The sequence below is a fragment of the Kutzneria sp. CA-103260 genome (assembly GCF_018263855.1).
Classification (GTDB): Bacteria; Actinomycetota; Actinomycetes; order Mycobacteriales; family Pseudonocardiaceae; genus Kutzneria.
Genome location: NZ_CP073318.1, coordinates 1,647,231 through 1,672,248, shown reverse-complemented (window position 1 = coordinate 1,672,248; position 25,018 = coordinate 1,647,231). Strand labels below are relative to the sequence as shown.

At 72.0% G+C, this 25,018-nt stretch carries 20 protein-coding genes; 18 read left to right on the top strand and 2 right to left on the bottom strand.

The features are described 5' to 3' along the window. Positions 1 to 53: 53 nt before the first annotated feature. A complete protein-coding gene (locus tag JJ691_RS07415; protein WP_211768044.1) occupies positions 54 to 1,319 on the bottom strand; it encodes a COG1470 family protein in 1,266 nt (421 codons plus the stop codon). 141 nt (positions 1,320 to 1,460) lie between these two features. Between JJ691_RS07415 and JJ691_RS07410 the strand changes: the two genes are divergently transcribed. From JJ691_RS07410 to JJ691_RS07325, 18 genes are all read left to right on the top strand, one after another. Further along, entirely contained in the window at positions 1,461 to 2,087 is a 627-nt protein-coding gene (locus JJ691_RS07410) for a helix-turn-helix transcriptional regulator (protein WP_211768043.1), read from the top strand. A 112-nt stretch (positions 2,088 to 2,199) separates the two neighbouring features. Continuing rightward, complete coding sequence (locus JJ691_RS07405; RefSeq protein ID WP_249227755.1) at positions 2,200 to 5,172, top strand: hypothetical protein; 2,973 nt, start codon at positions 2,200 to 2,202, stop codon at positions 5,170 to 5,172. A gap of 9 nt (positions 5,173 to 5,181) precedes the next feature. Continuing rightward, a complete protein-coding gene (locus tag JJ691_RS07400; RefSeq protein ID WP_211768041.1) occupies positions 5,182 to 5,871 on the top strand; it encodes a DUF4255 domain-containing protein in 690 nt (229 codons plus the stop codon). Between the two features lie 14 nt (positions 5,872 to 5,885). Further along, positions 5,886 to 7,757, top strand: coding sequence for an ATP-binding protein (locus tag JJ691_RS07395; protein ID WP_306291355.1), 1,872 nt, complete (start codon positions 5,886 to 5,888; stop codon positions 7,755 to 7,757). 158 nt (positions 7,758 to 7,915) lie between these two features. Continuing rightward, a complete protein-coding gene (locus tag JJ691_RS07390; RefSeq protein ID WP_211768039.1) occupies positions 7,916 to 9,454 on the top strand; it encodes a phage tail sheath family protein in 1,539 nt (512 codons plus the stop codon). A 22-nt stretch (positions 9,455 to 9,476) separates the two neighbouring features. Next, positions 9,477 to 9,914 carry a phage tail protein gene (locus JJ691_RS07385; RefSeq protein ID WP_211768038.1) on the top strand — a complete coding sequence of 146 codons (438 nt, stop codon included), beginning with the start codon at positions 9,477 to 9,479 and terminating at the stop codon, positions 9,912 to 9,914. Then, on the top strand, positions 9,911 to 10,366 hold the full coding sequence (locus tag JJ691_RS07380) for a hypothetical protein (protein WP_211768037.1): 456 nt from the start codon (positions 9,911 to 9,913) through the stop codon (positions 10,364 to 10,366). The genes JJ691_RS07385 and JJ691_RS07380 overlap by 4 nt, the downstream gene beginning before the upstream one ends. Beyond that, positions 10,363 to 10,521 carry a DUF6760 family protein gene (locus JJ691_RS07375; protein ID WP_211768036.1) on the top strand — a complete coding sequence of 53 codons (159 nt, stop codon included), beginning with the start codon at positions 10,363 to 10,365 and terminating at the stop codon, positions 10,519 to 10,521. The genes JJ691_RS07380 and JJ691_RS07375 overlap by 4 nt, the downstream gene beginning before the upstream one ends. A 2,174-nt stretch (positions 10,522 to 12,695) precedes the next feature. Continuing rightward, positions 12,696 to 13,295 carry a hypothetical protein gene (locus tag JJ691_RS07370; protein ID WP_211768035.1) on the top strand — a complete coding sequence of 200 codons (600 nt, stop codon included), beginning with the start codon at positions 12,696 to 12,698 and terminating at the stop codon, positions 13,293 to 13,295. 13 nt (positions 13,296 to 13,308) lie between these two features. Further along, entirely contained in the window at positions 13,309 to 13,728 is a 420-nt protein-coding gene (locus JJ691_RS07365; protein ID WP_211768034.1) for a phage tail protein, read from the top strand. 15 nt (positions 13,729 to 13,743) lie between these two features. Further along, entirely contained in the window at positions 13,744 to 14,439 is a 696-nt protein-coding gene (locus JJ691_RS07360; protein ID WP_211768033.1) for a CIS tube protein, read from the top strand. Next, positions 14,436 to 16,130: a VgrG-related protein gene (locus JJ691_RS07355; RefSeq protein ID WP_211768032.1), complete on the top strand. Its 1,695-nt coding sequence runs from the start codon at positions 14,436 to 14,438 to the stop codon at positions 16,128 to 16,130. The genes JJ691_RS07360 and JJ691_RS07355 overlap by 4 nt, the downstream gene beginning before the upstream one ends. A 13-nt stretch (positions 16,131 to 16,143) precedes the next feature. After that, positions 16,144 to 16,455, top strand: coding sequence for a PAAR domain-containing protein (locus JJ691_RS07350; RefSeq protein ID WP_211768031.1), 312 nt, complete (start codon positions 16,144 to 16,146; stop codon positions 16,453 to 16,455). Beyond that, positions 16,452 to 16,847 carry a GPW/gp25 family protein gene (locus JJ691_RS07345; protein ID WP_249228199.1) on the top strand — a complete coding sequence of 132 codons (396 nt, stop codon included), beginning with the start codon at positions 16,452 to 16,454 and terminating at the stop codon, positions 16,845 to 16,847. The genes JJ691_RS07350 and JJ691_RS07345 overlap by 4 nt, the downstream gene beginning before the upstream one ends. Beyond that, positions 16,847 to 18,763 (top strand): putative baseplate assembly protein, encoded by a 1,917-nt coding sequence (locus JJ691_RS07340; protein WP_211771333.1) that lies wholly within the window; start codon positions 16,847 to 16,849, stop codon positions 18,761 to 18,763. Before JJ691_RS07345 ends, JJ691_RS07340 begins: the two co-directional genes overlap by 1 nt. Next, the gene (locus JJ691_RS07335; protein WP_211768030.1) at positions 18,760 to 19,308 is read left to right on the top strand and encodes a phage tail protein; all 549 of its coding nucleotides are present in this window, start codon (positions 18,760 to 18,762) and stop codon (positions 19,306 to 19,308) included. Before JJ691_RS07340 ends, JJ691_RS07335 begins: the two co-directional genes overlap by 4 nt. Position 19,309: 1 nt before the next feature. Continuing rightward, positions 19,310 to 20,194, top strand: coding sequence for a zinc ribbon domain-containing protein (locus JJ691_RS07330; protein ID WP_211768029.1), 885 nt, complete (start codon positions 19,310 to 19,312; stop codon positions 20,192 to 20,194). Positions 20,195 to 20,224: 30 nt separating this feature from the next. Beyond that, positions 20,225 to 22,951: an AAA family ATPase gene (locus JJ691_RS07325; protein ID WP_211768028.1), complete on the top strand. Its 2,727-nt coding sequence runs from the start codon at positions 20,225 to 20,227 to the stop codon at positions 22,949 to 22,951. A gap of 1 nt (position 22,952) precedes the next feature. Here JJ691_RS07325 and JJ691_RS07320 read toward each other — a convergent pair whose 3' ends face one another. Beyond that, positions 22,953 to 24,965 (bottom strand): helix-turn-helix transcriptional regulator, encoded by a 2,013-nt coding sequence (locus JJ691_RS07320; RefSeq protein ID WP_211768027.1) that lies wholly within the window; start codon positions 24,963 to 24,965, stop codon positions 22,953 to 22,955. Positions 24,966 to 25,018: the final 53 nt, after the last annotated feature.

The following is a 25,018-nucleotide window of genomic DNA, read 5'->3' as shown; positions in this document are numbered from 1 at the left end:
GCTACGTACAGTCAGCGCGAGAGGTGGGAACCATGCATAGCGGGAGTGTGCCGTCATTTGGGCTGGTCGACCAGCTCGCCGCTGACGTTGAGCACCTCCGCGCAGCCGCTGGCCTGCTTGCCGGTGGCCGGCGTGCCGGGCGTGGCGCAAGTCACGTCAGCGCTGACCGTGGCGCCGGCCGGCACCTGGATCGGCGTGACCCAGTGGTAGTCCTGGTTGCGGAAGGTCTCCAGGGCGATGGTGGTGATCACCTGCGGGCCGAAGGACACGGTCAGCACGCCGACGTCACCCTGGAAGTTGGCCAGCACCAGGTCGGTCACGCGGAACAGCTTCTTGTCCGGCACCGTGTAGGCCTGGGTGGTGTGGCCGCCGCCCGCGGTGGTCACCTGGATGGTCGCCGAGTGCTGGACCCCCGCCCCGCCGCTGCTCACCCCCGGCTCGGGACTGCCGGCCGGCTGACCGCCGCCGGGCTGGCCCTTGGGCGCGTTGGTCGCCGACGGACCCGGCGCGAGCTGCCCGGACTGCACCTTCTGCTGCACGGCGTCGTCGGCGGCCTGCTTGGCCGCGCTGTCCACCGCCGGGCGAACCAGGGTCAGCCAGAACAGCAGCAGGGCCAGCAACAACGCCAGCAGGGCCAGCAGCCAGCGCGGCAGCACGGCCATCTGGACGAGTTCGCCGTCCAGCTCCTTGGCGCTCTGGTCGAGCTGAGGGTCGCTCGTCGGCGTGGCCACGACGTGGAACGGCGTGGTCACCGACTTGCCGAACCACATCGGCTTGGTGCGGCGGACCCGCAGCGGGGCCTCGGCTTCCTCACCCGGTTCCAGGGCGGTGCTCGACGCGATGCCGCGGTAGCGCAGCTCCTCGCCGGCGTCATTGGCGTCGAGGGCGACCGAGATCGGCGTGTTGCCCCGGTTGGCCAGCCGCACACTGAACCGCCCGCCGCGCCACCAGGTGCGCCGGCGCTGGGGCTCCAGCACCGCGTCGAGCTGCCCGTACGGCGCGATGGTCACCGTGGTCTCGGGGACCGTCGCCAGCTCGGGACGCTCCGCGGGCAGCACCCGCACCGCCAGCGGCAACTCCCCGGCCCGCACCTCGGGCGACCGGGGCGGGCTCAGCCGCACGGCGACCGTCCCCGAAGTGCCGGGATACAGCGAGAGCCGCTCCGGCTCCACCGCGGTCCACGGCGCGCACGGGCCCACCACTTCGAACGTGTAGGCCTCCACGATCTCGCTGTCGTTGCGAACGGTGAGGCTCGTCGTCTCGGTGTCGCCCGGGGCGACGACGACGGAGGCAAAGTCCAGTTCCGGTGAAGTCGTCACGGGCCCAACGCTAAGCGCGTGGGCCCTTTATCAGGCAGGTAACGGCGGGCAATCGCCCGGCAGACCCGATGTCCCGACGGGGCAGGGGCTTCTGCCCTACGCGCCGGGGGCGCCATAGCCCCGGCAGGAGGGAAACGGATCATGGGTGTCAGGGTTACGGTGGCGACCTACGCGGAGGACCCGGTGCTGCGGGCCGGAATCGCGCACCAGCTCCGGCCGCGCCCCGAGGTGGAGATGGTAGCCCCGGGCGAGGAGACCCGGGCCGCGGTCACGCTCGTGGTCGTCGACCAGATCGGGGACGACACTGTACGGCTGCTGCGAAAGCTGCGCCAGGGCAAGGGTTCCCGCACCGCGCTGGTGGTTGGCCGGTTCGAGGCGCCCGCGCTGCGGACGGCCATCGAGTGCGGGGTGGCGGCGGTGATCCGCCGCAGCGAGGCCACCGGGGACCGGCTGGTGTCGGTGGTCACAGCGGTGGCCCGGGGTGAGGGGGTGCTGCCCGGCGATGTGCTGGGGCAGCTGCTCGATCACGTCGGGCAGCTGCACCGGTCGTCGCTGGATCCGGGTGGGGTCACGCTGTCGACGCTGTCCGCGCGCGAGACCGACGTGCTGCGGCTGGTGTCAGAAGGCTTTGACACCAACGAGATCGCCGGCAAGTTGTCGTACTCCGAGCGCACCATCAAGAACGTGCTCTCGGAGATCAACACCCGGCTGCGGCTGCGCAACCGGGCGCACGCGGTGGGCTACGCGATGCGCAGCGGGCTGATCTGAGCGTGCCCGATCCACCGGTCGGGACTTCCCCGCGCGGTGCCCGCGCGACCCTGCCTACGGCCATCGGCTTCGCCGCACGATGGCCGGGCAGGCAGTCGCATGGAGGTGGATTGTGTCCGGAGCCCGACGGTTCGCACCCGGTGGGATCGCCGCGGTCGCGGCCGTCCTGGTCGCGGTGTCGGCGATCTCGGTGCCATCGCTGGAGAACGCGCCGGCCGCCGCGGCGACCTCGGCCCCGTCGGGGCGGATCGCCTACGCCGGCACGGCGCACCGCAGCCTCGGCGAAGTGACCAATCCCGTCAAGAACCAGCCGCAACCGTCGCAGCCGCTGTTCGGCGGCGGTCCCGCGCACCTGGACGACGACCCGGCCGCCCGCGGCGACATGATGGTGTTCACCAGCCTCCGTGACGAAGCGAAACCGCAGGTGTATCTGCGGGACGCCACCGGCGCGGTGAAGCGGCTCACCACCGCCATGAACGCCGCGCACCCGCAGCTGTCCCCTGATCGCCAGCTGGTCGCCTTCGATTCCGGCAACGCGATCTGGCTGGTGCACACCGACGGCACCGGGCTGCGGCGGCTCACCGACGGCGACGCCGCCGAGGTCTGGCCGACGTTTTCCCCTGACGGCCAACGCATTGCCTTTTCCAGCACCGTGACCGGCCGCGCGCAGATCTTCGCGCGCCCGGTCGACGGCGGGGCCGCCACCCAGCTCACCAACGAGCCGGCGGGCGCGGCGATCCAGCCGGCGTGGAATCCGCTCGACGACGACGGCCACCGCAACCAGATCGCCTACGTGCTGGAGAACGACGGCACCGACAGCCTTCGCCTGACCCCCGGCGCCACCGTGCTCAGCGGGGATCAGGCCGGCTGGCGGAGCTGGTCGCCGGCGTGGCAGCCGGACGGCAACGGCCTGCTTTTTGTCAGCGACACCGCCGCGAAGTTCGCCCAGGCGTACGTGATTTCCTGCCGCTGCGCCGGGGAGCAGGCCGACCTGTTGCTGGGCGAGAACCGGAACGTGGACTCGCCGACCTGGCTGGTGGACCAGGCCGGCACCCACCTGGTGGTCGCCCGCACCACCCAGGCCAGCCCGAACGTGGCTTCGTTGCAGGACATTCGCCCGGACGGCTCCGACCCGCGGGATCTCGGCACGGTCGTGCTCACCGAGGATCCCCGGGCCGCCACCGACAACAAGTACCTGTTCGCCCCGGATCCCCGCTTCGATCCGTGGACGATCCGGCAGACCTTCTCCCCCGACGGCCGGCAGCTGGCGGCGAGCCGGTTCGTGCGCGACACCAACGGCAACGCCTCGGAGCAGATCTGGATCAGCGACCCGGACGGCTCGCACGCCCACCTGCTGCCGATCGCCGACCGCCAGCCCGGCGACTGGGAGACCGACGCGGAATGGTCCCCCGACGGCACCATGATCGCCCTGGCTCGGCGCTCGCCCGGCGGGATCAACCGCACCGGCGGCCCGAGCCGGATCATCGTGGTCAAGGTGGCCACCGGCGAGATCGTCGCCCGGATCGCCAACAACGCCGACGTGGATGACGATCAGCCGGCGTTCTCCCCGGACGGCAAGCAGTTGGCGTTCAGCCGCGGCACCGTGGCCGGCGGCCCAGACGGGCAACCGCGCGACCAACACATCATGCTCACCAGCCTGGCCGCGCTGGACCAGCAGCGGGACCTGACCGCGGCGGTGTGCGCGGCCGGCTGCCGGGTCACCGACGACAGCCCGGTGTTCGCGCCGGACGGCCACAGCCTGGTGTTCAACCGGGAGACCGACGGCCTGCTCCAGGTCACCCTGGCCGACACGTCGTGCCGGGTGCTGCTGCCGGCCGGCGGCTCCTGCGCCGGACCGGTCGCCGCTGCGAACGGGCCGTACCAGCCCCGGGATGTGGCGTTTTCCCCGGACGGCAGGCGAATGGTGCTGACCACGCGGCGGTCCGCCGACCTGAACTCGCCGGAGATGCTGACCCTGTTCGACCCGGCCACCGGTGTGCTGACCTCGTTGACGCAGGCCATGCCGGGCCGGCAGAAAGAGCCGACGTGGCAGGCCAACGCGCACGTGACCTTGACGGCCCAGCCGAACACGCCGCCGCTGCCGGTCGGCTCGGAGACTTCCGTGACTGCCACCGTCACCAATCAGGGGCCGGCACCCAGCGGAGCCACCGTGACTGTCGCCGTGCCCGCCGGGTTGAAGCTCGACAAACTGACGCCGGCCCAAGGAAGTTGTGACGTCGCTGGGCTGGTGTGCGACCTGGGAGTGATCCCTTCCGGCGACTCCGTGACGATCACCGGGACGGTGACCGGGCTCGTGCCGGGCAACCAAGCCATTAGCTGGGCCGTCACCGGCGTCGTGCTCGACACGACCCCCGGCTCCGGCTTCGCGCAGACCGTGGTTCCGGTGGTCGCCGCGCCTTCCGCGCCACCGCCACCGCCGCCCGCGCCGACCGCCACTCAGCCCGGTGTTTCCGTTGTGGCGACGCCTGATCCGGCCTATGTGGGCGGCCGTGCGACCGTCCAGTACACGGCCACGAACAGCGGCAATGCCGCCGTCATCGGGCCTCGATTGACTCTTGGGCTGCCCACCGGCATGCCTGTCGCCGTGTTGCCCCCGGGCTGTACGCCGACCGAGTGTGCGCTGCCAGACCTCACGCCAGGGGCGACGGTGGTGATTCAGGTCGTGCTGGCCCCGGCCGCGCCGGGGACGTCGACGATCACGGCCACGCTGACGGCCGCCAACGGCGACCCGACCAGCGGCGAAGCCACGTTGCGAGTGTTGCAGCCGAAAATCGTCGCCGTGCCGGCGATCGGCAAGCCGGGCTTCGTGACCACCGTGCGCGGCACCGACTTCCCACCGGGTGTGCCGGTCGTGCTGACGTGGAAGCCGGGCATCACCGCCTCCGCCGCGCCGACCAAACCCAGCGCTGACGGGACCTTCATCGCCCAGCTGCTGATCCTGGCCAAGGACGAGACCGGGCCGCGCACCATCACCGCGACCGGCCCCGGCTTCGCCCCGGCGGTGACGCCGTTCCTGGTGGTGGCCGGCACGATCGGCCCGCCGTCCATGATCACCCGGCACTAGGAGACGACCGTGATCCACGAGGTGGACGAGGGGCTGCGGCTGCTGCTGGCCGACTCCGGGCTGCCCAGCGAGAACACCGAGCTGGTGTTCGACGCGCCGACCACGGAGTGGGCGGCCAAGCGCACCGTGCCGACGGTGAACGTGTTCCTGTACGACCTGCGCGAGGACCTGTCCCGGCGGGCCAGCGGCCAACTGGCCGAACACAACGCCGACGGCACCGTCGCCGGTTGGCGGACACCGCCGCGCTGGTACCGGTTGTCGTACCTGCTGACCGCGTGGACCGCCCGACCGACCGACGAGCACCGACTGCTGTCGGACGTGCTTCGAGGCGTGTCCCGGCACGACCAGCTGCGGCGGGAGTGGCTGACCGGGTCGCTGGCCGAGCTCGGGCTGGCGGTGCTGATCGACGTGGCCGCGCCGGCCGCCGAGGGCAGCGCGTCGACGTCCGACATCTGGCATTCCCTTGGCGGGCAACTCAAGCCGTCGATCAGCCTCCAGCTGACCGCGCCGCTGAGCGGCGAACGGGAGGAGGCGGGTCCGCCGGTGACCGAAGGCGTGGTCGTGCAGACCAATCCCGTGGACGGACAGGGCCGGCGGATGCGCTACGACGGCCCGACCACCGCTCAGGGCCAGGGTTTCTCGTCGAGCCGGCCACGGCCCCAGGCCGGCATCATGCGACGCCGCGGCGGCCACCTGTGACCTATCTGTCCACTGTGGAGGATCAGGTTCGGCGAGCGGTGACGGCGCGGCGGGCCGGCGACCCCAATCCCGACGACCCGTACCGGGGCCTCTACGTCAGCGACGACCAGGCCGGCCGATTCGTCGAGGACTTGACGCCACTGCCCGACCTGGACGCCCGGCTGGCCTCGTTGGCCGAGGCGTTCCGCCTGGATCCGCTGGATGTCGCGTTCCTCGTGCTGGCGCTGGCCCCGGAGCTGGACTTCCGGTTCGAGCGGCTGTACGGCTATCTCAACGACGACGTGACCCAGCGCCGCCCCACCCTGCGGCTGGCCCTTGAGCTGCAAGGACTTCCGACCACCGGGCCGGCGCGGTTCCGGCTGGCCCCGGGATCGCCGCTGATCGACGCCGGGCTGTTGGAGATCCACGACCAGGACCGGCCGGCGCTGTCGCGGGTGCTCCGGGTGCCGGACCGGGTCGTCGGCCATCTGCTCGGCCACGACGAGCCCGACGCCCGACTGGCCGGCATCGCCGCCGTCGTGAAGCCGGATCCCTTGCCCGAGGCCATGTTCGCCGCCGACGCGCTGGCCGCCGGCATTCCGTTCGTGTACCTGCGGGACGGCTGGCCCGGAGCGGCCGCCGCGGCCTTCACCGGCCGGCCCGCGCTCGTCGTCGACGCCAATGCCATCGACCTGGAGGCGCTTCCCGTGCTGGCCCGGGAAGCCCGCCTGCGCGGTGCCGGCATCGCCTTGGGGCCGGTCGAATCTGCCGTTCCGCTACTGCGTTCCATCACCGACCTGGCCCGGCACGTGCCGTTGGTCATGTACGGGCGACAGGCCTGGGATCCATTGTGGGCTAGGGAATCCCCGCTCACGGTGTCCATCGCCCCCGACGACACCGCGGCCCGGCTCGGGCGATGGCTGGACGCCGTGGGCTCTGAGGAGTTGGCCGTGGCCCTGTCCAGTTATCGGCTCGGTCCCGACCAGATCACCGCCGCCGCCCGGATCGCCGCGCAACGGGCCCGGGCCGCCGGGCGGCCGCTGTCTTTGGCCGACCTTCGGGCCGGGGTGTTGAGCCACAACGGAACCGGCCTCGAACGGCTGGCCCGGCGCATCGCCCCCGCCGTCGGCTGGGCCGATCTCGTCGTGCCCGAGCCCACTCGCCGTGGCCTGACCGACGTGATCGCCCGGGCCCGGCACCGGGACACCGTGCTCGGCCGCTGGCGGATGCGTCCCGGCGGCGGGCGCGGGCGTGGCGTCACCGCATTGTTCGCCGGCGAATCGGGCACCGGCAAGACCCTCGCCGCCGAGGTCGTCGCCGCCGAGCTCGGCATGGACCTCTACGTCGTCGACCTGGCCACCGTCGTCGACAAGTACGTCGGCGAGACCGAGAAGAACCTCGACCGCATCTTCACCGAAGCCGCCGGCGTGCAGGGCGTGCTCCTGTTCGACGAGGCCGACGCCATCTTCGGCAAACGCTCGGCCGTCCAGGACGCGCACGACCGCTACGCCAACCTCGAATCGGCCTTCCTGTTGCAGCGCATGGAGTCCTTCGACGGCATCGCCGTGCTCACCACCAACCTGCGGGCCAACCTCGACGACGCCTTCACCCGGCGCCTCGACGTCATCACCGACTTCCCCGTGCCCGACCAGGCCCAGCGCCTCTCCCTCTGGGACCGCTGTCTCGGCCCTTCCCTGCCCCGCTCCCCCGACGTCGACCTTGCCCTGTGCGCCGCCCGCTTCGAACTCTCCGGCGGCTCCATCCGCTCCTGCGCCGTGACGGCGGCCTACCTCGCCGCCGCCGCCGACCGCCCGGTGACCATGGCCGACCTCGTTTCCGCCGTGCAGCAGGAGTACCGCAAGCTGGGTCGCCTGGTCCGGCCCGACGAGTTCGCGGGCCTGGGGTGAGGTTCAGTCCGGGCAACGCCGGGTGCAGTCTCCGCTCACTGAGGGTGTCCGGACAGGCAACGGCGCTGCCCCGGGCGCGGGACGGCGGAACCTGCCCTGTTCCCACCGTTGCGGCGATGCTGGAGACCGAGCCAATCCGGGTCGACGAAGGAGCGAGCATGCCGTCCTATCTCTCGCCAGGCGTCTACGTGGAGGAGGTCCAGTCCGGCGCCCGGCCGATCGAGGGAGTCGGCACCGCCGTGGCCGCCTTCGTCGGCTTCGCCGGGCAGGGGCCGTTCCACCAGCCGACGCTGGTCACCAACTGGGACCAGTACGCCCGCACGTTCGGCGGCTTCGACGCGGACAACCACCTCGGTCACGCCGTGTACGGCTACTTCGCCAACGGCGGCGGCAGCGCGTACATCGTGCGCGTGGGCGGGCCGCGCGACGGGGCCGCCGTCCCCGTCGAGCGGCCCGCGCCCACGCCGGTGCAGTTGGGGGCGCTGACCATCGCCGCGCTGCCGGCCACCAGCGCCGACGTGACCGTTGAGGTCACCGACGTGGACGGGGAGAACCCGCCCGAGGACCGGTTCCGGCTCCAGGTGAGCCAGGGCGGGCAGGTCACGGAGACCTTCGACGTGTCGACGCGGCGGAACGTCCGCGGCTACGTCGTCACCCAGGTCAACGAGCGGTCCAAGCTGATCCAGGTCACCGAGCAGCCGGACGGGCCGCTGGCCCGGCCGGACAAGCAGACCGTCACCGTGCCGGCCGCGCCGCAACTGCCGGCCACGCCCGCGGCCAAGGGCCGGTTCGACCCCGCCGAGTACGTCGGCGGCCTCGCCGACCGGACCGGCTTCGGCGGCCTGGAGACCATCGACGCGGTCACCATGGTCGCGGTGCCCGACCTGATGAGCGCCTACCAGCGTGGCCTGATCGACGCCGAGGCCGTGCGCACCGTGCAGTTGGCCGTGATCTCCCACTGCGAGCAGATGGGCGACCGGGTCGCCGTGCTGGACGCGCCGCCGGGGCTGAACGCGCAGCAGGTCCGGGACTGGCGGATGGACGAGGCCGGCTACGATTCCCGTTACTCCGCACTGTATTACCCGTGGATCTCAGTGTTCGACCCGGCGTCCGGCCGCAACCGGATGGTGCCGCCCAGCGGGCACGTCGCCGGTGTGTGGGCCCGCAGCGACACCGAGCGCGGCGTGCACAAGGCGCCCGCCAACGAGGTCATCCGCGGCGCCGTGGACCTGGAGCTGTCGCTGAGCAAGGGCGAGCAGGATCTGCTCAACCCCATTGGCGTCAACTGCATCCGGCCGTTCCCCGGCCGCGGCATCCGGATCTGGGGCGCCCGCACCCTGGCCTCGGATCCGGCGTGGCGGTACCTGAACGTGCGGCGGCTGTTCAACTTCCTGGAGGAGTCGATCCTGGTCGGCACCCAGTGGGTGGTGTTCGAGCCCAACGACGACCGGCTGTGGTCCAGCATCCGCCGCAACATCAGCGCTTTCCTCACCGAGCAGTGGCGGGCCGGGGCGCTGTTCGGCCGCACCCCCGACGAGGCGTTCTACGTCAAGTGCGACCGGGAGAACAATCCCCAGGAGTCCATCGACCTGGGCCAGGTGGTCTGCGAGATCGGTGTGTCGCCGGTGAAGCCGGCCGAGTTCGTGGTGTTCCGGCTGTCCCAGTTCTCGGACAGCACCAGCCTGATCAACGAGTAGTCGCGAAAGGACGGTTGGCACCATGGCCACCGGAGACACCCTTGCCACGCACCGGTTCGGCGTCCAGCTCGGCGGCGTGACCGTGGAGTCCGTGAAGGAGATCAGCGGCCTGGTCGTCGAGCAGGACGTGGTCGAGACCATGCAGGTGTCGGCGCAGGGCAAGCCGATGAACAAGAAGCAGCCCGGGGCGCACAAGGGCGGGGAGGTGACCATCACCCGCGGCATGGACCCGAGCAACGCGTTCAGCGACTGGATCAAGAAGACCCTCAATGGCGACGTCGACTCGGCCCGGCAGAACCTGACCATCGAGATCATGGATCCCGACGGCAAGACCGTGCGCCGCATGCAGCTGTTCGACGCCTGGGTCAGCAAGTGGGAGGGGCCCAGCCTCAGCGCCTCCCAGTCCGCCGGCGCCGAGGAGAAGGCCACCGTCACCTTCGAGCGGATCGAGATCGAATGAGGCGCCAGATCACGTCCCTGCGGGAGCTGGACGAACTGGCCCGCGACCGCCCGGAGCCGGCCGCTGAACCGTCCACTTCGGACCTCCAGACCGAGTTCGAGTTCGAGCTCCCCCGGGGCTACCTGCACTCCGACGGCACCCTGCACCGCACCGGCCGGATGCGGCTGGCCACCGCCCGGGACGAGCTGCGCCCGCAGATCGACATCCGGGTCAAGGAGAACCCCGCCTATCTCAGCGTGGTTCTGCTGGCCCAGGTCATCACCCGCCTCGGCACGCTCACCGACATCCATCCCGGGCTCGTCGAGCAGATGTACGCCACCGACATCGCCTTCCTCCAGGAGTTCTACCGGCGTGTCAACAGCGAGGGCCACACCCGGGCCGCGATGCAGTGCCCGTCGTGCGGCTCCAGCTTCGAGGTCGACATCGCCGGCGGCCGCCTGGGGGAATCGTGACGTACGCGGTCGACCAGCTGCACGAGGAGATCGCGTACGTCGCCTATCACTTCCACTGGCCCCGCGCCGAGATCCTCGACCTCGAACACCATGAGCGCCGACGCTGGGTCCAACACATCTCCGACATCAACCTCCGAGCCCGCGAAGGCAGGTGATTCCCTTGTGGCGGCGGCTCTTCCGCAAAGCTTCCCCTCGCAATCCCCTTCCTTCTGGGGCGCCTTCCCCTCCCCCGCCGCCACGGCGGGAGTGGCCCCGGGTCTCCCCCATGGCCGGGGTCATCACCCCTTCCCCGTCCACCCTGGGCTCGGCCTTCACCGGCTCCCTCGCCACCTGGCAGAACCCTTCCCTCACCAGCGGTCTCGGCCACGCCGTCACCCCCGCCGCCCCCTCCGGCCGGGTCGACGGCGTGGTCCGGGTCGTCGCCGACTCCGCCCTCCCCATGCGGCTTCTGGCTGAGCCGGCTCCGATCGAGGTTCCCCTTCCCCCCGCCCGCCGCCTTCCCACCGTGCAGCGGCCGGTCGCCCCACCCGCTCCCCCGCTCGTGACCTCTCGCCCAGTGCCGACCAGTCAGCCGGCGGCGGGCGCCCATCCCATCCAGCGCTCGACCGCCGACCCGGCCGACCAGCCCGTTGTCCCCGCGGCCCAAGCCATCCAGCCGACGCTGCCGGACACTCAACTCTCGGCCACTCACCCAACGGACCAGCCCGCCGCACCGAAACGTGAAGTCGCTCCACTGGCGGGTGCCCATCCAACGAGCAAGGCCGCCCCGCTCGCGGGCAAGGCTGCCCCACTGACAACCGATTCTGCCCCGCACGCGGGCGAGAGTGCCCGGCCGACCGGCAAGGTGGGCGACATTGGCCAGGCAACAAGCCAGTCAGCGTCGCCGGCAGGAACGTTTGTCCGACCAACAGGCAAGGCAGCGCCACTGCCGGGCGAGAGTGCCGGACCGACTCGCGACGTTGCCCCACTGGCGGCTCGCGCCATCCAGCCCGCGCTCCAGCCGACCCTTCCGGACACCCGAGCCACCCAGCCCTCGGCCGTCCATCCGACAGCCCCTTCGGTTTCGCCGGCGGGCCCTTCGGTTCCACCGGCGGTCCAGTCCTCCCCACTGGTGCCCCGCTCCACCTTGCCTGCGGCGCAGCCCACCCACTCGGCAGTCCAGGCCGTTCATTTGCCGACCCGCGCCTTTCAGTCGGCGACGCAGGCGATTCAGCGAGTGGCCCGGGCCGTCCGGTCAACGCTCCGGCCGACCCGGCCGACCGTCCACCCCGCCGAGCCGGCATCCACACACTCTGCGGCCCATTCGGCCGCCGAACCGGCAATCCAGGCCGCTCAGCGATCCGCCAAGCCGGCGCAACCGGCTACTCGGAAGTCCGCCAAGGGCGGTCGATCGGCGGACCGGGCAACCAAGCAGGCCGCCGGACCTGCCCAGCCAGTTCAGCGATCCGCCGAACCTGCCCAGCCGAAGGGCCACGCAGCCCAGCGATCTGCCGAACCCACCCACCCTGCGGGTCTCCCTGCCGCTGAGCCGATCCGGCCGACAAGCCAGGCCGCTTCCCCACTCGCCAAGCCCATCCGGCCAACGGGTCCGGCCGATTCCCCTACTGCCGAACCCACGCATCCGGCGGACCAGACCGCTCAGCGACCGCCTGCCCCGATCCGACCAGCGGACCAGGCGATCAAGCAATCCGCCGCACCGATCCTGTCAACAGGACAGGCCATCCAGCGCTCTACCGCACCCACCCACCCGGCGGGTCCGGCCATCCAGCGATCAGCGGCAACCACCCAACCGACAGCCCAGCCGATCCAACAGTCCGCCGCGCCCACCCATTCGGCAGACCAGGCGACTCAACGGTCCGCTGCGCCCACCCATTCGACGGGCCGAACCGCCTTCCCGTCTTCCGAAACCAACCGGCCGGCAGACCAGGCGACTCAGCTGCCCGCCGCGCCCATCCTGTCGGCAGGGCAAACGCCCCAGCGCTCCGCCACGCCCACCAACCCAACGGGCCCGGCCATCCAGCGATCCGCCGAAACCACCTACCCAATGGGCTCGGCGGCTCTCCCCTCCGCCGAGCCCATCCAGCCGACGACCCCGATTAGCCAGCCGAGTCAGGCCGACCCGCACCCCATTCAGCGGGCAGCGCAGCCGAATGCTCGCCCGGCAGTGCAAACTGACCACCGCCAGCAGGCTCTGCCGGCGGACCAGGCTGTGCGGCCGACACTGCAGCCAACTCAGCCGACCACCCAGCCCGCCCCATCGACGGCCACCCAACGGACAACCCAGGCCACGGCGCCCACCTCCCCGGCGACCCAGCCGATTCAGCGTTCGGTGGAGCCCAGCCAAGTCGCTCAGCGATCCGCCGGGCTCGGCGAACCGCTGGCCCAGGTCACGAGGCAAGCCGTCGACTCCGTCCGACCGGTCGGCCCGGCCACGCAGCAAGCACTCCTGGTCACCCAGACCGCCCCGGCCATTCAGCGGGTGCGGCGACCGGATGCCCAGCAGGCGCAGGCCATCAAGCCGACGTCGCCACCGGCCCCAGCCGTCGAACAACCGCCGGCATCGCCGGCCCCGACCGAGGCGCCGGCGATTCAGCGCGTTGCCCGCGCGGGCACGAAGCCGGTGGTGCAAAGGCGAAGCATCGGCGAACCGCTGACCAGCATGCCCGATACGGCGACGCCGGTGGCCCGGCCATCTGAGCCGGTGGAGCCGCCCCCTGAGCGCGAGCCGGGACTCACCCCCATGCCTGGCTCGCACCGGCCGCCGGCCCGTCCCCAGAACGGGTCGGCGGCCCCACCGGCGGATCCGATCGACGGGCTGGACATGGACGAGCTGGCGAGACGGCTGTACGAGCCGCTGAACCGGATGTTGCGGGCGGAGATCCGCCTCGACCGGGAGCGGGCGGGCCGCGGTCACGAGCGTCGGTACTGAGAGGACGAAGGCGATGGCGAACTTCGGGTCAAGTGTGTTCTTCCGGCTCACGGTGGGCGGGGACGACCTGGGGGCGTTCCACACGTGCGCGGGACTGGGGGCGAGGGTGGAGATGGAGGAGTACGCCGAGGGCGGCAACAACGGGTTCACCTGGCAGCTGCCGTCCAGGATCACGTGGTCCAACATCACGCTGACCCGGCCGCTGACGCCGGACACGACGAAGGTGGCGACCTGGCTGGAGCAGATCATCCGCCAGGTGGAGCGCAAGGACGGCGAGATCGTCGCGCTGGAGCCGAATCTGACGCCGATCGCCCGCTGGCAGGTGCTGGGCATCGTGCCGGTGAACTGGCAGGGCCCCTCGTTCGACCCAAGCCGGTCGGAGGCGGCGGTGGAGACGCTGGAAATCGCCCACCAGGGCCTTCGGGCGTCCTAGAAGGAGCGAAGAGACATGGTTGTGGGCACCAGCCTGGCCCGGGCGCAGCTGCTGATCCGAGAGCCGCCGCCGCGGGTGGGGGCGCAGCCGGGGGCGACGATCGGCCGGATCAAGTTCCAGTTCAACCCGAACCGCCTGTCGCTGAACAAGACCACGGAGTGGCGGCGCAAGCCGGCGCGGATGGCCAAGAAGTCGGCGATGCCGGAGTTCGTGGGCAGCGGCCCGCGAACGCTGTCGCTGGAGATGTTCCTGGACGCGACGGCCGAGCACGACGACTCGGTGGAGCGGCAGGTCGAGCGGCTGATGGACGCCTGCGTGCCGACGCCGAAGAGCCTGAGCGCGAAGAAGCCGGCCAGCCCATGGGTCCGCTTCGACTGGGGCACGGCCCGGACGACGTCGTTCGACGGCGTCCTGTCCAGCCTCCAGGTCACCTACACGCTGTTCGACGTCGACGGCACGCCGCTGCGCGCCACCTGCGCGCTGTCGATCAGCGAGGCCAGCAACGACGTGCCCGGCCAGAACCCGACCTCCGGCGCTCTGGAGGCGACGAAGACGCACCAGGTGGTGGCCGGCGACAGCCTGGCCCAGATCGCCTGGCGCGAGTACGGCGACGCGACCGCCTGGCGGATGATCGCCGAGGCCAACAACATCGACGACCCGATGGCGCTCACGCCGGGCAGCGAACTGCTGGTGCCGGCGGTGTCGTCGTGACCGCGCCGGACCGCTCCTACGCCGCCGACCCGGTGATCGGCGTGCCGGGGCCGCTGCCACCGGCCTGGCAGGACCAGCTCACGCGCACGGTCGTCGACCAGAGCCTCGGCCGGCCGGACGCCGCGTTGCTGGCTTTCCGCGACCCGCACCAGGAACTGTGCGCGCAGACCGGCGTCACGATCGGCCGGCCGCTGACGGTATCCGTGGTGGTGCCGGAAACCCAGTCCACCACCCGGCTTTTCGTCGGTGAGGTGACGGCGCTGGAGTTGGAGGTCGACAGCACCGGCAGCTACACCGTGGTACACGCGCTGGGGCGGGCGCACCGGTTGCAGCGCGGGCGTCGTGTGTTGGCGTTTCGCGACATGAGCGCCGCCGCGATCGTGCGCAAGGTCGCCGCGAACGCCGGCCTCACGCCCGGCGCCATCGACGTGCCCTCGGTGATCTACCAACACCTGTCCCAGGCCGGCGTGTCCGACTGGGAATTCCTCCAGGACCTGGCCGCACAGCTGGGAGTCACGGTCCAGGTCGACGATCTGGGCCGACTCGACTTCGCGCCGCCCAAGCCCTCGGGCGTCCCGATGGAGCTGGCGCACGGCAAGAACCTGCTGGCGCTGCGGGCCGCGCTCACCTCGGCCGACCAAGTCGACACCGTACAGGTGCGGGGCTGGCATGTGGACGCCAAGAAGGCCTTGGTGGCAACTGTTCCCACCAAGCCCAGCAACACCGTCCAATCCGGACTCAAGGACGCGAAGATCGGCTCCGCCACGGCCCTGGTCGTCGGCACGCCCTACGGCACGCAGGCCGAGACGATCGCCGCCGCCCGTTCGCTGGCCGAGTCGATGAGCTCGGCGCTCGGCGAGTTGGAGGCCGTGGTCACCGGCGAGGCGGAGCTCAAAGCGGGAACCCAGATCAAACTCGCCCAGTGCGGACCCGACTTCGACGGCCAGTACACCGCGGCCTCGGTGCGGCACGCCATCGACGCCGACACCGGCTACCGCACCACCGTGCTGGTCGCCGCCACCCCGGACCGCTCGCTCGGCGGCCTCACCGCCGGCGTCGGACCCCGGGCTCGGGGTCCGCGTTTCCCCGGTGTGGCCACGGGAATCGTCACCGACATCCGGGAACCCGACGGCAAGCAGCGCGGCTGGGTGCGACTGAAGTTCCCGTGGCTGGACGACACCTACGAGACGGACTGGGTGCGCACGGCGCAGCTGGGCGGCCAGGGCGGCGGGGTGTTCAGCCCGGAGGTCAACGACGAGGTGCTGGTGGCGTTCGAACAGGGCTGCCTCGACCTGCCGTACGTGATCGGCGGCCTCTACAACGGCCGTGACCTGCCGTCGAAGCACGACATGCCGCTGGTCAACGGCTCCGGCTCGGTGAACCGCCGTTCCCTGGTGTCGCGCAAGGGACATCGGCTGGAGCTGATCGACGGCGTCGCCGGACCGCCGGGCGTGCGGGTGGCCAGCGGGGACGGCCAGCTGGAGATCAAGCTCAACGCCGCCCGCGACACGATCACCCTCAAGGCCCACGGCAGCTCGATCACCCTGTCCGCGCAAGGCATCACCGTCGACGCCGGGGCCGGGAAGCTGGAGCTCAAGGGCGGGACGGTGGCCGTGACCGGCACGACCGAGACCACTGTGGACGGTGGCCTGCTCGCGAGCCTGCGCGCGGCCCTGGTCAAAATCAACTAGAAGGGAGACGGACGTGCCGCCCGCAGCCAGGATCGGGGACGCCACCGACCACGGTGGCACGGTGCTGCCGCCGGTGCCACCGGTACCCGCCGCTCTCACCGTGCTGATCGAGGGCAAGCCGGCGGCGGTGGTCGGCAGCCTGCACGGGTGCGTCGTCCCGCCGCACGCCGCGATGGGCCCGGCCAACCGGGTGCTGCCAGCCATGGGCCCGCCGCGCACGGTGCTGATCGGCGGCCTGCCGGTGGCCTGTGTCCGCGACCAGACCTCCTGCGGGGCGCACATCGTGGTCGGCGCGTTCAACGTGCTGATCGGGGGTGCGCTGTGAGCTCGCCGTTCATCGGCCGGGGCTGGTCGTTCCCGATGGGTGTCGCGCCGACCGGCGGCGTGGCAATGGTGTCCCAGGACGTGGAGATCGAGCAGGCCATCCGGATCATCCTCGGCACCGCGCCCGGGGAGCGCCCGATGCGGCCGGAGTTCGGCTGCGGCATCCACGACTACGTGTTCGCGCCCGGCGACGGCGAGACCGCCGGCCGGCTCGCGCACGAGGTGCGGGTGGCGCTGGACCGCTGGGAGCCGCGCATCGAGGTCACCGACGTGGTCGTCGCCTACGACACGGTCAACGAGGGCGTGCTGTACCTGGACGTCCGCTACACCGTCCGGTCCACCAACAACCAGCGCAACCTGGTTTTCCCCTTCTACACCATCCCCGAGGACTGATCGTGCTGCCAGCACCCAATCTGGACGACCGCCGCTTCCAGCAGCTCGTGGACGAGGCCAAGCGGTACGTGCAGCAGCGCACGCCGGAGTGGACCGACCACAACGTCTCCGACCCCGGGGTGACGCTGATCGAGACCTTCGCGCACATGGTCGACCAGCTCGTGTACCGGCTCAACCGGGTGCCCGACCGAAACTACCTGGCGTTCCTGGACCTGTTGGGAGTGCGGCTTTTCCCGCCGACGACGGCCCGCGCCGAGGTGGTGTTCTGGCTGTCCGCGGCGCTGCCGGACACGGTTCTGCTGCCGGCCGGCACGGAGGTCGCCACCGAGCACCCGGCGGCCGGCGAGGCGGTTGTCTTCGCCACGGTCGAGGAGCTGCCGCTGCCGCCGTGCCAACTCAGCCGGTTGGTGACGGTGTCGGCCACCGGCGAGCAGGCGGACCGCACTCGTGATCTCGGCTCCGGCCGAGACGTGCCGTGCTTCCAGTCCCGACCGGCGCCTGGCGATGCTGTCCTGTTTGGACTGTCCAATGCGGTCCCGCGCTGTGTGGTGGCGGTGAGCCTGGACAGCCAGGTCGAGGGCATCGGCGTGGATCCGAGGCAGCCGCCGCTGGTCTGGGAGGCCTGGAACGGCACGGACTGGGCGCGGTGCGACACCTACGAAGACAGCACGGGCGGCCTCAACCGGCCGGGCGAGGTCCTGCTGCGGGTGCCGGCCACGCACGTGGTGTCGGCGGTCGGCGGCGTGCGCGCGGGATGGCTGCGCTGCCGGGTCATCTCGGCGGTTGAGGGCCAGCCGTTCTACTCGGAGTCCCCCACCTTGCGGGTCGCCGAAGCCGCCACCGTCGGCGGCGTGACGACCGTCGAGCACGCCGAGGCCATCGACAACGCGCCCCTGGGCGTGTCGGAAGGCGTTCCTGGACAACGGTTCCGTGTCGCTCGGACGCCGGTGTTGACCGACGGCGAGCCGATCGTGGTACAGGTGTCGGACGGCCAGGGCTGGCAGGAGTGGACGGTCGTCGAGCACTTCGCCGCCTCCCGTCCGACCGACCGGCACGTCACGCTGGACCCGACCACCGGTGAGTTCTCCTTCCCACCGGCCGTGCGAGAGGCCGATGGCGGCCTGCGGCACTACGGGGCCACGCCGCCCAAACAAGCGAGAATCCGGGTGCCACGCTACCGCACCGGCGGCGGCCGGGCCGGCAACGTGTCTCGCGGCGCCATCTCCGTGCTGCGCAGCTCGATCCCTTACGTGGCAAGGGTGGAGAATCGCGAGGCGGCCAGCGGCGGTGTCGACGGCGAGACGGTCGACGAGGCCAAGGTTCGCGCGCCGCAACAGCTCCGCGTGCAGGAGCGGGCCGTGACGGCCGCGGACCACGAGCACATCGCCCGTCTGGCCGCGCCGGCGGCGGCCCGGGTTCGCTGCGTGCCGACCGATGGCGGGGCCCGGGTGCTGGTGGTGCCGGACGCCGTCGCGGACGAAGGCGACCGCTACCGGTTCGAGCAGTTGATGCCGCCCGGCCCGATGCTCGCGACGATCGCAGAGCAACTGGAGCAACGGCGAATGCTGGGTGCCCGGATCGCCGTGGAACCTCCCTACTACCAAGGTGTCACGGTAGTGGCGCGGTTGACCGCCAATGGCCAAGGCGTGGACCGCGCCGCGGTCGACGCCCTCTACCGTTATCTCAGCCCGCTGCACGGCGGTGTCGACGGCACCGGCTGGACGTTCGGGCAGTCGCTCTACTTCGGCGAGATCTTCGCGGTGCTGCAACGGGTTCCCGGCGTGACGGCGGTGCAGGAGGTGCGGCTGTTCCCGGCCGATCCGATCACCGGACGACGCGGCAGCGCCGGCGACCGCATCGAACTGGCCCCGCATGCCCTGCTGTTCTCCCATCAACACCAGGTGGTCCTGTCATGACCCGAGCCGCCGTCCCCCACCTGCCCAGCCGCTACCCGATCGGCGATCGGCTGCCCTCGCTCTACGCCGCCGACGACTTCGCGCAGCGCTTCACCTCCGGCCTCGACGTCGTGCTGGCCCCGATTATGTCCACATTGGACACCATCGCCGAGTACCTCGACCCGATGCTGACGCCCGAGGATTTCCTGGCCTGGCTGGCCGAATGGGTCGCCGCCGACCTCGAACCCGACTGGCCGGAGCACGCCCGCCGCAGCGCGGTGGCCGAGGCGGTCGCCGAGCACCGCTGGCGCGGCACTGCCCGTGGACTGCGGGAACAGCTGCTGCGACACGCAAACGTGCACGCGCGGGTGCGCGACGGCGGCGGGGTGGCCTGGTCGACGACTCCGAGCGGCCAACTGCCCGACAGCCCGACCCGGGAGGTCGTCGTCGAGGTCTGGCCGGCCGGCCCGGAACCGGTCGACGAGCGGCGGGTGGCCGCGCTGGTCGCCGCCGCCTGCCCGGTCCACCTCAGCAGTTCCGTCCGCGTAGTCAGCGGGGAGTCGTAACATGCGTCCCTGTCCAGTGTGCGGCACGCTGACCGCGCCAACCGACGAGTTCTGCGGCAACTGCGGAACCTACCTGGGCTGGAACGAGTCCGCCCCAACAGCTTCGGCCACCGAGGCCACGGTGGTGCAGCCGCGACCGGTCCAGCCCGCCGTCCCGGCCACGCCGCGCCCGACCCGGGAGGCGGCGGTCGCCGAGCCGAGGATCGAGGGCCCGCCCTGCCCCAACTGCGGCACCGCGAACCCACCCGGCCGCAAGTTCTGCCGCAAGTGCGCCTGGCCCCTGACCGAACAGGAGCAGGTCGCCGCACCGCAGCGCCGAAAGAAGCGCAGGCGCGGCGGTTCCGGCCGATTGGCCCGCACATTGGTGCTGCTGGGAATCGTCGTCGCGCTGGTGATCGCCGGCTTCGTCCTGCGTCCGTACGGCGCTGATCTCGTCCAGGACATCCTGGACAAGACCTCGCGGCCGGCCCCGATCCACCCGACCGGCCAGACCGCCAGCGCCGACACGCCCGACCATCCCGTGGGCGACGCCGTGGACGGCGTGAGCAACCACTACTGGGGCGCGCCGGGCGTCGGGGCCTGGATCGACTTCACGTTCGATCACCCGTTCCGGTTGCTGAGCCTGGTCATCACCACCGGGGCGTCCATCGAGCCGAAGGAGTTCGACCAGCAGGGTCGGCCGACCCAGTTCGACCTGGAGGTCACCACATCGGACGGCACGGTGGCCACGGCGCCGGTGTCGCTGGCCGACCAGCCGGGGCCGCAGACCGTGCAGACCGGTGTCAGCGACGTGGTCCGGATCAGACTGGTGATCCGCTCGGTGGCCGGTGTCCAGCCGGGACGGCTCGCCGCGCTCGGCGAGGTCGAGTTCTTCCAACGGTCCTGACGTCGCCATACTGGAGCGCGTGAACCGTACGTGTCCAAACACGCACGCATCGTCTTCCTGGTGCCGGTGGCCGTGATGCCGGCGTCGGGAACCGAGGCGCCGCGGCTGGTCGGCCGCGACGAAGCGCTGGCCGATGTGCTCGCGGGGGCCGCGCCGGTCACGCTCGTCACCGGTCCGGCCGGCATCGGCCGCAGCGCGCTGCTGGCGGCGGTGCGGGCCGAACTGGTCCGCCGGGACGTGACGGTCGTCGAGATCCGGCTGACCCAGCCGGAACACGCCCAGCCACGCGCCGGTCTGCTGCGGCTGGGCAACGAACTGCTGGGCCTGCGCCGGCAGTGGCTCCCCACCGCCAACGCCGACACCCGGCCCGTGCTGGCCAAGGCCCAGCTCACCCAACTGCTCGCCGCGCTGGCCACGACCGGCCGGCCATTGGCCATCCTCGTCGACGACGCGCAGTGGCTGGACCCGCAGTCACTGGACACCATGCTGGCCGTCGCCGAGTCCATGACCGACATCGGCATCCGCGTGGTCTGCGCGCACCGCACGCCCACACCCGTCAAGGCCCCGGACACTGTCCACGAGGTACGGCTACGTCCCTTGCACCGCAAGGAAACCGAGCTCCTACTGACTCGGTCGCTGCAAGCGCGGCCGTCCCGGGACCTGCGCGCCGCCGTGCATCGGGACTGCCGCGGGATCCCCGCCCTCGTGCTCGCGGCCGTGGCCGGGCACCGCGGCTCCGGGGCGCTGAAGATGATCGACCAGCACGCCTATGTGGTGCCGGCCGACCAGCCCCCGGTGCTGCCGCCGGACAGCCCGGTGCTGCGCCAGCTCCAGCGGGACGACCCGCTGGTGTGGGAGATCTGCAAGGCGCTGGCCGTGTTCCAGCCGCTCGGCGACGCCGTCGTCGGCCTGATCGCCGAGGCCATCGAGGCCGACGAGCAGCAGGTGCTCACCGTCCTGACGGCGCTGCGCGCGGAGGGGCTGCTGTTGGAGGGCCCGTGGCGGTTCCGTGCTCCCCTGCTGGCCGCTGCTCTGCTGTCATGCCTTGGCCCGTACGACGCGCGCAGTCTGTCGGCGCTGGCCGTGACGGCGATCTGGGAGGGAACCGCGAAGAGCCCCGATCCCCGCTATCACCTGGACCGTCTCGTCGCCGCCGGCCGATTGGTCGCCCCCGATCGGGCCGCCGCCGAGCTGTTGGACGGCGGGAGCGCGCACCTGGTGACCGAGCCCGCGACAGCCGCCCGCTGGCTGGCCGCGGCCGCCGAGCGCAGCACCGACCCGGACCAGCGTGCGCTGGCCGTGCTCCGGCAGGCGGCGAGCTGCTCGATCGCCGGCGACCCGGCCGGCGCGGTGGCCAACGCGCGCATCGCGCTGGCCCGCGACGTGAACCACCACCCGTCGGGCGCGCTGCTGGAGCTGACCATCATCGAGCTGGTCGGCCTGATCATCAGCGTCGGGCCGGACGCCGTGCGGGAGTTCGCCGACAAGGGCTGGCGCTCGGCCCCGGGCGGCGAGACCAACCGACTGGTGGCCCGCGCGGCCGCGCTGAGCCTGCTGGACCAGGTCGCCGAGGCCCATGACCTGCTGTCCGCCTACCGGTCCGACTGGCTGTCAGCCGGCGCCACGACCACCTCGATGGGGTTGACCCTCAGCTCGTCGGCCGGGCTGCTGGGGCGGTGGGCCAACTTCCAGCTCGACCGCGAGCACGCGCCGCAACTGGCGCTGTGGCAGGAGGAACGGCACAAGGTCCTCGTGGTGACCACGTGGAACTGGGTGTGGCTGCTGTACGGCGAGCTCGGGGCGGCACGCCGGGTGCTGGACGAGAACGGCCTGTCGCCGGAGCAGCTGAACCCGCTGAACCTGATGCTGCACGCCAGCCTGGCCGGCCGCTGGGACGAGGCGCTGGACCTGGGCCGGCCGGCGCTGGCCGGCCCGGACACGACCACCGCCACCGGGGCCCGGGTCGTCGCCCACCAGCACCTGGCCGCCATTCTCACCGCCCGCGGCCTGCCCAACCGGGCCCGCAAGATGCTCGCGATGGCCCGCACCGAGCCGCCGTCCCTGGCCCACCTGCTGGCCGGGCCGGACGCCGACCTGGCCCGTCTGCTCGGCGCCCCGGCCCGGGCCCGGAGCGTGCTGACCGAGGGCATCGAGTACGCCGCGAGCCAGCAGCTGGTCGTCGGCGTGGACGAGCTGCGCTGGCGGCTGATCGAGCTCGACCTGGCCGTCGGCGACACCGACGCCGCCCGTCGCGGGCTGCGGGACCTGGTGCACGACGCCGAGTTCGCCGGCACCGAGCGGGCCCGCCGGCACCTGCTGCTGGGCCGGATCGCGGTGCTGCGGGACGTCGACGCGGCGGCCGAGGCCGTGCGGCTGGCCCGGCGGCGGGGCCAGCTGCCCGAGCTGGCCGGCACGCTGGCCATCGTCTGCGGCTACGGCCTCGGCGACCGGAACCTGCTGCTGGAGGCGTACGAGCTGTACGGGGAGCTCGGCGCGCTGGTGCCGCGGGCGCTGCTGCGGTCGCTGATGCGGGCCCAGCGGGTGACCGTGCCCGGACGGCAGGAGACCGTGCTGGAGACCGAGCGGCTGCTGGCCCGGCTGGTGGCCGAGGGGCTGACCAACCGCGAGGTCGCGTCCCTGCTGGAGACCACCGAGAAGAGCGTGGAGGGCCGGCTCAGCCGGCTGTTCCAGCGCATCGGCTACCAGTCCCGGGCCGAGCTCGCCAACGCCCAGCTGACCGGCGAGCTCGACTGCTGAGCTAAGCGCTCAGGCTGGCGGCGATCAGCTCCACCCGGGACCGGGTGCCGGTCTTGGCCAGCAGCTTGGTCAGGTAGAGCTCCACGGTCTTCGGGCGCAGCCCCAGCGCGGAGGCGATCTGCTGGTTGGTGCGGCCCTGCCGGACCATCGCGATCACGTCCAGCTCCGTCGCCGTGAAACCGTCCCGCACCGGCGCGTGCGGCATGGCCAGGCCGCGGGCGCGGATCACGTTCAGGGCGAGCTCCCGCAGCGAGGGCGCGCCGACCCGGTCGGCCAGCTGATACGCCTCGTGCAGCACCGCGTCGGGCTCCTCGGCGATCTCGCCCAGCCGGATCTGCCCGACCAGGATGTCGAACGTGTGGTTGCGGTCGCGCGCCAGGTCCACCGCGGCCGCGGCCGCCCGCGGATCCTGGTTGACCATCGCCCGCGCCAGCAACACGAACTCCTCGCCGATCCTGGTGGGGTCGGCCCGCCGGTGGGCTTCCAGCGCGCGCAGGAAGGACTGCGCGCTGATCCGGTCCCCCGAGGTCACGCCGGCCGTCGCGGCGCGGCTGAGCAACCGGTCGAGCCCGTACGACACGTTGTCGTGACAACGCTCCTGTCGGGCCAGCCGGACGGCGGCGTTCACGTCGCCGCCCCGCCACAGCATGCCGAAGCGCACCCAGACGTGCAGCGCTTCGTTGTCGCGATCCGGTGTCACGTCCGCCAGCCACTGCCTGGCCTGCTCGGTCTCGCCGTGCAACGCGCTGATCTCGGCGGCGAACAGCCGGCCGAACGCCAACGCCCGGGGCGAGGGCGCGCCGTGCAGTTCCAGCTCCCGGGCGGCCGACAGGGCCTCGGTCCACGCACCGTTCACGTAGCCGCGCAGCAGCCGCTGGTAGACGGCCGCCGGCCCCCGCTCGGGGACCTGGTACCGCTCGCCGAGCACGATCTCCAGCACGGTCGCGACGTCGCCGAGGCGGCCGGCGTTCAGCAGGTCGCCGAACTCCGGCCGGTCGCCCAGCCGGGCCCGGCACGCCTCGGTGTCGCCCTCCATGGCCAGGCGCACCAGCTCCATCTCCGCCGTGGAGACCAGCCGATGCCGGCTGGCGGCGTCGCCGATCGAACACACCTCGCTTCGGGTCTGCGCGGTCAGGTCGAACCACGCGCACGCGGCCGGCGACAACGACCGTCCGGTGTGGACAGTCGCCAGCCAGGACACCGTGTACAGCCCGGCTCGGGTCGCCACGGGCAGATCGCTCGGCCGCGGCCAGGTCTCGTCGATCCGGTGCACCCAGTCGTACCAACCGGTTCGCACAGTGAGCGCCAGCACGCGGTCCAGCACCGCCGCGCCCTGCCGCCCGAACCGCAGCGCCGTCACGTAGTGCCGCAACGCCCCGTCAGGGTCGATCGGCTCCACGTCCCGGGCCAACTCGACCAGCCACGCCGGGTCGGCCGGCGCGTGATCCACGTGCGCGAGGTGCTCGGCCAGCGCCCCCGGCTCCACCTCGGCGGCAGCCAGCACCTGGTGCACGTCCTCGGCCAGCTCCAGCACCGCGGCGGCCAGCGCCGGACAGGCCGGCCGCACCCGGAACCCGTCGGCCACCAGGACACCGGCTTCGACCAGCAGGTCCAGCATCCGGCCACAGGCCGCCAGGTCACCGTCGAGCACGTCCAGCAGCGGCGGCAGCTCGTCCACGTCCAGCTCACCGCGAGCGGCCACCGCCGCCGTCAGCCGCTCGGCCAGACCACCCATCCGTCGCATGACGGCGAGCAGTCCGTGGTTGGCCGGCAGGGCGATGGGAATTTCCTGATCCCGCAAGCACAACCGGCCGCGGTGCTCGACCAGGCGACCCCGTTCGTCCAGCGCGCGCAGGGTGTCCGCCGCGGTGCCGGGGTTGCCGAACCACGGGCCCAGCGCCGTGCGCAGCGCGTCGACCAGCCCGGCGTCCAGCGGCGCCGCCGCCTGCCTGTCCAGGATCGTCTCGATCACCTCATCGGCCAGCGGCCCGAGTTCGATCACCTCATCGGCCATCGCGACAAGCTCGGACGCCCCGTGATCACGGCAGGCCGCGACCACCAGACAAC